This is a genomic window from Nocardia sp. No.11 (assembly GCF_038752175.1).
In the GTDB taxonomy this organism is placed as follows: Bacteria; Actinomycetota; Actinomycetes; order Mycobacteriales; family Mycobacteriaceae; genus Nocardia; species Nocardia canadensis.
Genome location: NZ_JBCGFB010000034.1, coordinates 46,400 through 57,396, shown reverse-complemented (window position 1 = coordinate 57,396; position 10,997 = coordinate 46,400). Strand labels below are relative to the sequence as shown.

Sequence of the window (10,997 nt, the reverse complement as noted above, 5' to 3'; positions counted from 1 at the left end):
ATTCCCGGCCTGCCCGCCATCCCGGGAATCACCGCGCCCGCCGCGGCGACCGATCAGCCCCCGGCCGCGCAGCCGCGCAGCCTCACCGGCGTGGCCGCGGTGTCGGCGCTGGTCGGCGGGCGGCCGAACTTCACCCAGCTGCTGCTGCTCGGCTCGATCATCGGCACCGTTCCCCTCGTCCCCGACACCGAAGGTGGCCTGCGCCAGTGAAATACACCAAGCCACTGATCGGCTTCAGCTTCTTCGTGGTGCTGACCACCGTGCTCACCTACACCATCTGGTCCACCCTGCAACGCAGCGTCGCGGGCGAGACCAGCTCGTACTCCGCGGTGTTCACCGACGTCCTCGGGCTCCGGGTGGGTGACGACGTCCGCATGGCCGGCGTCCGCGTCGGCCGGGTCGACAAGATCGACTTCACCCCCGAGTACACGGCCGAGGTCGACTTCCGCATCGAAGCCCGCCAGCACCTGACCGACACGACGAAAGCCCTGGTCCGGTACCAGAACCTGATCGGGCAGCGCTATCTGGCCCTGGCCCCGGGCGAGGGCGCGGGCACGGTCGTCCCCGTGGGTGCGCAGATTCCGCTGGACCGCACCGAGCCCTCGTTCGACGTCTCGACGCTGCTGTCCGGATTCGAGCCGCTGTTCAGCGTCCTGCAACCCGACCAGATCAACTCGCTGTCGGAAACGCTCATCCAGGCGTTGCAGGGCAACGAGGTGTCGCTGGCGGCGCTGATCACCCAGGCCGCCCAACTGGCGAGCACCTTCGGTGAGCGCGACCAGATCCTCGGCGACGTCCTGAGCAACCTCAGCTCGGTCCTGGCCGGTCTGGCCAAGCGCAGTGGCGAACTGGAAACCCTGATCACCCAGACCCGCAGCCTGATGGACGGGTTGTACGCCGAAGGACAGTCGTTGAAGAGCTCCGTGGAACGCGTCGCGGGCGCGACGAACTCCCTGGTCTCGCTGATCGGCGAGGTCAAGCCCGGCCTGGGCGCCGCGCAGCGCGACGCCACCACCGGTGTGATGATGCTGCTCTACAACGGCGCGGCGCTGGACCGCGGCGCGGTCGAGCTGCCCGACTTCCTCAACGGCGTGGCCCGCTTCACCAGCTACGGCACCTACGGCAACGCCTACATCTGCCGGCTCGACGTCTCGCTGTGGGGTGTGGTGCTGCCCGAAGGCCTGTTCTCCCAGGTCGGCGGCAACTCGCAGTCGGGGGTGTGCCGATGATGCGGGCACGAGTTCCGGAGTTCTGGCGGCGCAACCGCTACCTGCGTCTCGGCCTGTCCGCGGCGCTGGCGGTGGTGCTGTTGCTCGGTGGGTCCAGCCTGCTCGCCCAGGTCCGCCTGGGCGACAAGACGATCGACGCCGAATTCGCGCAGGCGGCCGGCGTGCGGCCGGGCGCGACGGTCGACATCGCCGGCATCGAGGTCGGCGCCGTCCAGGCCGTGCGGCTGGTGAACGACCGGGTGGAAGTCGCGCTGCGAATCCGCGGCGACATCCGCCTCGGCCCCGACGCGCGCGCCGCGATCAAGATGTCGACGATCCTCGGCCGCCTGCACATCGAGCTGACCCCGGGCAACGGAAAAGGGCTGCCCGGCAACCGCATCGCGCTCGACCACACCTCGGTGCCGTACAACCTGAGCAAGGTCGTGCAGGATCCGAAGTACACCTCCTCGTTCGAGCGCATCGAACGGATCGACCCGACCAAGCTGCGCACGGCACTGGATGTGCTCAACACCCAGCTCGGCGACTCCCCCGCACTGGCGGTGCAGGCCCTCGACAGCATCGGCGCGCTGGCGCAGGTGATCAACAGCAGGCGCGACGAGGTCGACACACTGTTGAAGAGCATGGACCAGGTCTCCCAGCTGGTCTCGGACAATCGCAACAGCGTGCTCCTGCTGCTGACCAGGGGTGAGGCCATCGGCGCCGCCGTCCAGCAGCGCCAGACCCTGCTCACCCAATTGCTCGACAATGTCGCGGCCATGTCGAAACTGCTGCAGGACATGGGCATCGAGAACAACGGCGAGCTGGGTCCGTTGATCCAGAACCTCAACACCATGGCCGACGGGTTGACCAAGAACAAGGAGAACCTGGACCGGCTCTACGAGATCGCCCCGGTCGCGCTGCGCCAGTTCAACAACGTCGTCGGCAACGGGCCCTACGGCGAGATCTGGGCGCCGTGGATCTTCCCGGACAACTGGCTGTGCTTCGCGCAAGCCGTACAGGGGTGCAACTGATGAACACACGACACACGAGCAAGCTGGCGGCGGTGTGCCTGACCGCGCTGCTCGCCTCGGGCTGCGCACTGCTGCCCGACAGCGTGACCGGGCTGGGCGATCGGATGGTCAGCCAGCAGAAGCGGATCAGCGCCGACTTCGAGAACGTGGCCGGGCTGTACCCGGGCAACGAGGTCTCGGTGCTCGGCGTTCCGGTCGGCGTCGTCGATTCGGTGACCCCGCGGGGCGGCTACGTGGAGGTGGTGATGTCGGTCGACCGGGATGTACGGATCCCGGCCGAGGCGATGGCGGCACTGGTCTCCCCGCAGCTGATCACCAACCGGCACGTCGAACTGGCCCCCGCCTACACCGGCTCGGGTCCCGAACTCGCCGACGGCGCGCATCTGCCACTGGCGCGCACCAGGACACCGGTCGAGCTCGACCGCATCCTGGCCAATTTCGATCAGCTCGGCGAAGCGCTCAAAGGTGGGAACGAGACCGGCCCGATGGCGAGCCGGATCCTGTTCCCGCTGCTCGACGGCAACGGCGACCGGCTACGCGAAACCCTCGACGAGCTCTCCGCGGCGTTCGAGGTGACCTTCGCCAACAAGGACCAGATCGCCAACACCATCGTCGAGCTCAGCGAGATCACCCAGATCATCGCCGAGAACGACCAGACCGTCCGGGATTTCAGCGGCCGGATCACCGAGCTGATCGCGCTGTTCGGCCAGCAGTCCCCCGGCTTGCAGGCGGTGCTCACCCAGCTCGACGACTTCATCACCAACACCTCCTCGGTGCTGGGCCAGAACCAGGACCAGCTCGCGGGCGCGCTCACCAAGTTCGTGGCCATCGCCGCCCAGATGCGGGCCAACGCCCGCAATCTCACCGAGGTCGTCGATGTCGCGCCGCTGCTGTTCCAGAACGTCGACAACGCGGTCAGCCGGGAACGCCAGGCACTGCGCCTGCACGGTCTGCTCGACAAGATCGTCCTCGACAGCGAGGCACTGTCGCTGTTCTGCGAGCGCGTCCAGATGCGTCTCGACGGCTGCCGCACCGGAAAGATCGCCGATATGGGCCCGGATTTCGGGCTCACCGCCGCGCTGTTGGGACTGACGAAATGAACCTCCGCTCGGCACTGGCAGCCACCCTGTGCGCCGCCGCCGTCGCCTCGACGAGCACCGCGTGCTCGATGACCGTGGCCGACCTGCCCATGCCCGAACCCGGCATCGGCGGCCCCGGCTACACCCTGCACGCCACCTTCCGCGACGCGCTGAATCTGCCCGATCGCGCCCACGTCAAGATCGGTGGAACCGATATCGGTGTCGTCACCGGCATTTCGACGACCTCGTTCCTGGCCGATGTCCAGATGCAGATCCGCGCCGACATCCAACTGCCCCAGGGCACCACCGCGGAGCTGCGCCAGGCGACGCCGCTGGGCGACATCTTCGTCGCGATGACACTGCCCAGCGCCGAGGCCGCCGGGCCACCGCTGCGGGAGGGCGCGACCATCGGTGCCGAGTACACCGCCTCGGCGGCCTCGGTGGAACAGCTGATGATCTCGATCTCCATGCTGCTCAACGGTGGTGGGCTCAACCAGGCGGCGCGGGTCACCGCCGAGCTGGACTCGATCTTCGCGGGCAAGGCGCCGCAGCTGCGGCATCTGGTCGGCGAGATGACCTCGGTCATCTCCGCGCTCAACCAGCGCACCGGCGACCTCGACGCCACGCTCGGTGGCTTGTCGGTGCTGACCGGTGAATTGGCGAGGCGCAAGACCGAACTCGGTGCCGCCGCGGACAGTTTTCCGCAGCTGATCGGCCTGTTCGCCGAGAACAATCAGGCCATCGTCGATCTGATCAACCGGGTCGCGATCACCATGGACGCGCTCGGCGATTTCAGCGCGACCAACGGGCCGCAGTTCGTCAGTCTCTTCCAGAGCATCCAGAACCTCATGAACGGTTTCTCCCAGATGGGCGACGACCTCACCGGCACGCTGAACGGCTTCCACGCGCTGTACCCGTCGCTGACCGACAGCCTGCGCGGCCCGAGCCTGTCCGTTGCCGCCACCCTGTCCTACCTCGATGTCGGCGCGCTCACCGACCCCACCGGCAGCCGCTGGCCCGAGGCCGGCGACGTGCCCGCGTTCCTGGGCAGCCTCGCCGAGGTCATCGCCAAGGTGATCGGCCGGGTCACCAGTACACCGCAGGCTCCGCAGCCGCAGCAGGAGGGACCCCGATGAATCCACCGTTGTGGCAATGGCTGGTCCGCCGTCGCGTCGCGGTCGCCAACCTCGGGCTGGTCGTGGTGCTGATCATGGGCAGCCTGTACCTGGGCGGCGCGGTCCTGCGGTTCGATCCGACCCGCACCCGGTTCGACGTCACCGTGGAATTGGCGACCTCGGGCGGTCTGACCACCGGCAGCGACGTGACCTTCCGTGGCGTGCGTGTCGGGCGCGTCGGTGACGTCCGCGTCGCGGGCGACGGGATCGCCGCGGTCGCCGAGATCGACGGCAACACCCGGATTCCGGTGGGCGGCACCGTCGCCGTGGCCCGGTTGTCGGCGGCTGGTGAGCAGTACCTGGACTTCCGTCCCGCCGGCGAGTCCGGGCCGTTCCTGGTCGACGGCGCGGTCGTGCGCCGGGCCGACACCGCGGTGCCGGTCCAGATGCAGTCGGTGCTGGGCAATATGAGCGGGCTCGTCGCCGGGATGAATCCCCAACGGCTCACCGTCATCGTCGACGAGCTCGACAAGGCCCTGGCAGGCGGCCCGGACGGGTTGCGCAACATGATCTCCGGGCTCAGCCGCGCCATGGCGGGCCTCACCGATCTGCTCCCGCAGACCGAACAGCTCATCCGCAATCTCGAGGTCATCGCCGCGACCACCTCGCACGCGCAGCCCGATCTCGGCACGCTCACCGCCTCCGGTAGCGCGCTGTTTCGCCAGTTCACCGCCGCCGACGCCGAATTGCGGCACCTGCTCGAGCAGGGACCGGGCCAGCTCGCCACCTTGGGCGGCTTCGTCTCCCGCACGCAGAACCCGATCACCGATCTGGTGACGAACCTGGTCGCCATCACTCGGGCGGCCAAGCTGCGCCAGCCCGCCATCGAGGCGCTGTTCCCGTCGCTGAGCCGCTTCGCCGAGGCGGTCGGCGTTCCCGCCCACGACAACATGTACTTCACGATGGTCGATCCCTGGCCGCGCCCGACCTGCGACTACGACACCGTGCCCGTGGTGGCCACCACCCCGACCACCGACACCAGGGTGCGTCTCTACAACTACTGCGTCACCGACAATCCGGCGCTGCAGATCCGCGGCTCGGCCAACGCGCCGCGCCCCGCCGGTCCCGACAACGGCTCCGGTCCCCCGCCCGGCGCCACCGGTAACGAGCTGTCCCAGCCCTCGGTTCCGGCACCTCGATAAGGAGTCACCGCGATGAGCAACGAACCCACCCCCACCGACGAATCCCCCGTCGAGGACGCCACGACGACCGGCACCAGCACGGCCGCCACGGATACCGGCTCCGAAAAGCCCCCTGCCGAAGCGTCATCCACTCCGATGGCGGCCGGGTGGTCCTCGCGCTGGCGCGCGATCGACCGCAGGCAGCTCGGCCTGCGCGGTGCCGCGGCCGTGCTGCTGGGTGCCTCGCTGGCGGCCTCGGTGTTCCTGTTCTTCGAGAATCAGAGCAGCAAGGACCTGCTCGCGGCACAGCAGCAGGCCCGCGAAGCCGCCTGCCACTACGGACCGGTGCTGGCCGACTACGACAGCAAGAAACTCGACGCCTACTTCAAGGCGGTCCTCGACGGCTCGACCGGTGACTGGAAGAAGCAGTTCGAGGCCACCAGCGGCGAACTGCGCGAAGTGCTCACCCAGGGCGAGGTCACCTCGAAGGTCACCGACACCCAGTGCGCGATCCGCACCGGCGACGAGAACTCCGCCGAGGCGATCGTGGTGATCGGCCAGACCATCTCCAGTCTGGGCACCGAGCACAAGCCCAAACCGGGCCAGCTGTCCATGGTGCTGCGCCTGCACAACGACAACGGCCGATGGCTGGTCGAGAAGGTGAACTCCCCGCTGACGACAGCGCCCGCCCAGTGACCGAACCCGGCGCGCTATCCCCCCGGCACCGTGGCACGTCCGCGCGTGCCGGCGCCCCGTCCTCGGACGTGCCCGCGCGCGCCGTCCGGCGCAGGCCGAAGAACCGCCGGGCGCAGATCGCCGCGGAATCGGCGGCGGCGTTCGGCGCGCACGGTTACCACGGTGTGAGCATGGACGACATCGCCCGTCGCCTCGACATCAGTTCCACCGCTCTGTACCGGCACTTTCCGAGCAAGTACGCGCTGTTCCGCGCCGAGCTGCTGCGGCTGTCCGGCCTGGCGCTGCGGGCGGTCGAGCTCCCCGAGGAGGCGGCGGGCTGGTCGCCACGGCGGCGCCTCGAGCACGTGCTCGCCGCCATCGTCGCCGCGACCGTCGCCAACCGGCCCACCGCTGCCCTGACCCGCTGGGAACGCCGCTACCTGGAACCCGAGGACCACCGGGAATTCAGCGCTCAGTTCGCGGTGGCCATCGCGAGCCTGCGGGCACGCATCGGCGAGGTCAGGCCGGAACTGGACGGGCACGATCGCGCGGTGCGCGCGGTGTCGATCTTCGCCGTGATCAGCAGCATCGGCGACCACCACGCGACAGTGCCCGCGAAAACCCTCGCCGCTCTGCTCGGTGCGGTGAGCTGGGCGGTGATCGACGCCGACCTCACCGGTTCGCCGACCGGCACGCGCGTGCGCCGGGCCGCGGAACGGCCGCCGCTGTTCAAGCACGAGGTGCTGCTCCACCGGGCGGTCGAGTTGTTCCACGAGCACGGTTATCCGAATGTCAGCGTGGAGGACATCGCCGCTGCCGCCGATCTGTCGTCGGCGTCGGCGGTCTACCGTTACCACCGCAGCAAGAGCGATCTGCTGGTGGCGGCCTTTCGCCGCGCGGCCGATCGGGTGTCGGCGGCGATCCGGCCCGCGACCGCCGCCGCGACGTCGCCGGCCGCGGCGCTGGGCACGCTGATCGCGCTGTACGTCTCGGGGTCGTTCGACGAACGCGCGCTGACTTTCGTCTACTACGCGGAATTCCGGCACGTGGACCAGACCGACCAGGTGACGCTGCGCCATCTCCAGCAATTGATCGTCACCGAGTGGGCGCGCCTGGTGGTGGCGGCGCGACCGGAACTGTCGTTGGGCGAGGCGCGCATCCTGGTGCATGCGGCGTTCAGCCTGGTCGTCGATCTGGGACGGACCTTCGGCGACGACGGAATCTGCCCGCAGGACACCGTGATCGCACTGCTGGAGGCCGTCCTGCTCGGCCGGCCGCTGCCGCACTAGCCCGACCGCCTGTCCGGTGCGCGGCGTCCGGAGCTGCACATCGACTCCGAACGCCGCGCTACTCGATCACCCGTTCCCCGCGACAGTGAGTTCGCTGGGCTGTCGCGGACGACGCGTGAGGGAGGCACGACGCGCGAGCACGCTGTGGCGAGGGGTTGATTCCGCCACGCACGTCGTCGCCGAGCATCTCGAACGATACCTCGAGTTGTCAGAATTGTCAGCAACTTATGTTCCGACGTCAGGTGATCTGGACATTTGTTATATCGACCAATTCCGGCCTACAAAGCCAGAATCATCATTAACATAAGGAAGGGGTATCGACACCCGGCAACGGCGCGCACACGTCGAGGACGGCTGGGCAGACGACTGGACGAGACATGGGATTCAACTGGCAGTCCCCGCGACGCGGATTCCGGAAATCGACCGCCGTGGGCGACATCTCGACCGCCTGGACCGTACGGCCGACATGGCGCCGGGTGACCGCACCGAAGGGACGCACCGTCGCGGTCTTCGGCGCCGGGCTCGCCGGACTGACCGCCGCGCACGAACTCGCCGAACGCGGCTTCGCGGTCACCGTCTACGAACGGCTCGGCACGGCGGGCGGGCAGTGCCGCAGCGTCTACAGCGACCAGGCACTGCCGGGCGAACACGGCTTCCGCAGCTTCGTCGACCGCCACCGCGGCCTGGCCGACACCCTGCGCCGTATTCCGTTCCGCGGCAACCGCAACGGCGTCCACGACAATCTGGTCCGGCTCGAGGCGGCGATGATCGCGGGCGTGGGGCGCGGCAATCCAGCCGTCCCGCTGCCGGTTCCGGTGCCGTCCGGTCAGATCCCGATGACGCCACGGCACTTCGCGGATTCCTTCGCCTCGGTGTTCGGGACGCTGTTCCGGTTGCCCCCGCACGAGGCGCTCTTCGCCGCCGAGCGGCTGGCGGTCTACGTCTCGAGCTGCGAGGAACGCCGACTCGGCCAGTGGGAGCGGATGAGCTGGACCGATTTCGCCGGCCTGGACAACGCGTCGGCCGAGTACCGCCGCTTCCTCGGTGACGGTTTCCTCCGCGCGCCGGCGTCGACGATCTCCCGCGACTGCAGCGCGCATGCGGTGGGGCTGGTCGGCGAGGAGTACCTGTGGTCGCTGTCGAACCTCGCCGACGGCGGTGCGATCCGGGTGCTCGACGGGCCGACTTCGGAGACGTTCATCGATCCGTGGGTCACCCATCTGCGCTCCCTCGGTGTCACCTTCGCTTTCGGCGCCCGATTGTCGGGCTTCGAGACCGACGGCGCGCACCTGCGCGGCGCCACGGTGATCGACCACACCGGTGCCGGGCACCGCGTCGAGGCGGACTACTACCTCTGCGCGATTCCGCCGGACAAGGCGGCGGCGGTGTTCTCCGACGAGCTTCTCGCGATCGATCCCCGGCTCGCGAACGTGTCGCGGCTGCGGTCGGCGGCGATGGTCGGCATCCAGTTCTTCCTGCGCAGGCGGACCGATCTGGCGCGGGGACCCGTCACCTACCTCGACTCACCGTGGGGACTGACCTCGATCAGCCAGGCGCAGTTCTGGCGGACACCGGTCGGCCGCTACGGCGACGGCGGGGCGGCCGACGTGCTGTCGGCGATCATCGCCGACTGGACGGCCCCGGGCATGGTCAACCGCAAGAGCGCCGCCCAGTGCAGCCCCGCCGAGATCGCCGCGGAGACCTGGGCCCAGCTCACCGCCCACCTCGACGGGATCGGTGGCGAACCGCTCACCGACGACCTGCTGCATTCGTGGATGATCGATCCCGCGCTCCGCGATCCCGGCACACCGGACGTGGCCCACGACGGCACCGGGTTCGTCCCGACGCCCGGCTCGTGGGCCGACCGGCCCGACGCGACCACTGCCGTCGACAACCTGTTCCTGGCCGGCGACTGGATCCGGACCCAGCGCAATGTCGCGTGCATGGACGGCGCGAACGAAGGCGGGCGGCGGGCGGCGAACGCCGTGCTGCACGCCGGCGGTTCGGCGGCGAGCCGGGTCCCGATCACGCCGCGATTCCGGATGCCGCTGTGGGAACCGCTCGAACTGGCCGACAGCGCGCTGTACCACGCGGGTCGGCCCCATGCCTTCGACCTGATCGACCGCAGATACCCGGTGCGCTGATCACGTCAACCTCCGGCCGGCGACCGGCCGACTTCGCCCATTCCCGATTCCAGGCGGCCCGTTTCGCGGCCGCGAAAGGTGCCCTCCTCATCATGCGCTCCGCTCCTCTCGCCGCGACCACGATCCTCGCGGCCGGGCTGCTCGTCACCGGTTCGGCCCGCGTCGCCGCGCCGGTGGTTCCCGAATTCGTCGCCGCGCCGAGCACTGTCGAGTCCTCGCCGAGCGAGTCGACCGTCGTCGGACTGCTGGCGCCCACCCCACCCCCGCCCCGCAAGCTGCGGACCGCGACGCCGCCGCGCGAACCGATCGCTGTCGCGTCGACCGACGTCGCCGACGGGGTCGGCACCGCCGTCGGGCTCGGCATTCCCGAGATCGTCCTCGCCGCCTACCGCAATGCCGAACTGTCCCTGCAATCCTCGACGCCGGGATGTGGCGTCAGCTGGCATCTGCTGGCCGGGATCGGCAAGATCGAGTCCGACCACGCCGACCGGGGAAACACCGACACCGCGGGCACCACGCTGCGCCCGATCCTCGGACCGGCCCTCGACGGCACCCTGCCCGGCAACGAGGTGATCCCCGCCGCCGACGGCGGATTCGTGCGGGCGCTCGGCCCGATGCAGTTCCTGCCGAGCACCTGGAGCCGCTACGCCACCGACGGCAACGGCGACGGAACGGCGGACCCGCACAATGTCTTCGACGCCACGGTGGCCGCGGCCCGCTACCTGTGCGCCGACGGCACCGATCTGCGTGATGCCGTGGCGCGGCAGCGAGCGGTGCTGCGCTACAACTATTCGGCGGCCTACGCGGCCGACGTCCTGGGCTGGTCGGAGCGATACCGCACCGGCGGGGCTGCGGTGCGTGTCGAGGTCGTTCTCGACCCGGTCACACCCACGCGGCCACCGGTGGATCCGGCTCCCGAAACACCCTCCCCCGCAGCGGAATCCCCACTGGCACTCGAACCGATGACACCGGCCCCGGCCCCGCCGCCTGAGCCGGTGATCCTCGTGTCGCTCCCGGTGATCGGCGCGATCGAATGCGGGATCCTGTGCGGCCCGCAGCCCGCCGACACCGACCGTCCACCGGCCGACCCCGACCCGACCCCGGGTCCGCAGCTCACCCTGCCGCTGGGCGTGGTGATCCCGCTGCCGATGCCGCAGGGCTGAGTGGGAAGCCGCGATGAACGCGAGCCCCCGAGCCGAGCGAACGAGGATTTCCTGCTCGGGTATGCTGATTTTTGCTTACCTGAGCAAGGCCGAGCGCACCGCGCGACACCGA

General features: G+C 69.5%; 9 protein-coding genes and 1 pseudogene. All 10 read left to right on the top strand.

Annotated features, from left to right (window positions below):
- Positions 1-210, top strand: a pseudogene (locus tag V8688_RS13480) (mammalian cell entry protein); the annotation flags it as partial.
- Positions 207-1,229 carry an MlaD family protein gene (locus tag V8688_RS13475; protein WP_218717840.1) on the top strand — a complete coding sequence of 341 codons (1,023 nt, stop codon included), beginning with the start codon at positions 207-209 and terminating at the stop codon, positions 1,227-1,229. The pseudogene V8688_RS13480 and the gene V8688_RS13475, both read left to right, overlap by 4 nt.
- Positions 1,226-2,239 carry an MCE family protein gene (locus V8688_RS13470; protein ID WP_218717839.1) on the top strand — a complete coding sequence of 338 codons (1,014 nt, stop codon included), beginning with the start codon at positions 1,226-1,228 and terminating at the stop codon, positions 2,237-2,239. Before V8688_RS13475 ends, V8688_RS13470 begins: the two co-directional genes overlap by 4 nt.
- Entirely contained in the window at positions 2,239-3,339 is a 1,101-nt protein-coding gene (locus tag V8688_RS13465) for an MCE family protein (protein WP_342800926.1), read from the top strand. Before V8688_RS13470 ends, V8688_RS13465 begins: the two co-directional genes overlap by 1 nt.
- Positions 3,336-4,454 (top strand): MCE family protein, encoded by a 1,119-nt coding sequence (locus V8688_RS13460; protein WP_218717837.1) that lies wholly within the window; start codon positions 3,336-3,338, stop codon positions 4,452-4,454. Before V8688_RS13465 ends, V8688_RS13460 begins: the two co-directional genes overlap by 4 nt.
- A complete protein-coding gene (locus V8688_RS13455) occupies positions 4,451-5,635 on the top strand; it encodes an MCE family protein (RefSeq protein ID WP_342800925.1) in 1,185 nt (394 codons plus the stop codon). Before V8688_RS13460 ends, V8688_RS13455 begins: the two co-directional genes overlap by 4 nt.
- A gap of 12 nt (positions 5,636-5,647) precedes the next feature.
- Positions 5,648-6,310, top strand: a complete 663-nt coding sequence (locus V8688_RS13450; RefSeq protein ID WP_342800924.1) for a hypothetical protein — start codon at positions 5,648-5,650, stop codon at positions 6,308-6,310.
- Between the two features lie 68 nt (positions 6,311-6,378).
- Entirely contained in the window at positions 6,379-7,578 is a 1,200-nt protein-coding gene (locus V8688_RS13445; protein WP_342800923.1) for a TetR family transcriptional regulator, read from the top strand.
- A 476-nt stretch (positions 7,579-8,054) separates the two neighbouring features.
- Positions 8,055-9,722 carry an FAD-dependent oxidoreductase gene (locus tag V8688_RS13440; RefSeq protein ID WP_342800922.1) on the top strand — a complete coding sequence of 556 codons (1,668 nt, stop codon included), beginning with the start codon at positions 8,055-8,057 and terminating at the stop codon, positions 9,720-9,722.
- A 92-nt stretch (positions 9,723-9,814) separates the two neighbouring features.
- Complete coding sequence (locus V8688_RS13435; RefSeq protein WP_342800921.1) at positions 9,815-10,885, top strand: lytic murein transglycosylase; 1,071 nt, start codon at positions 9,815-9,817, stop codon at positions 10,883-10,885.
- Positions 10,886-10,997 lie beyond the last annotated feature (112 nt).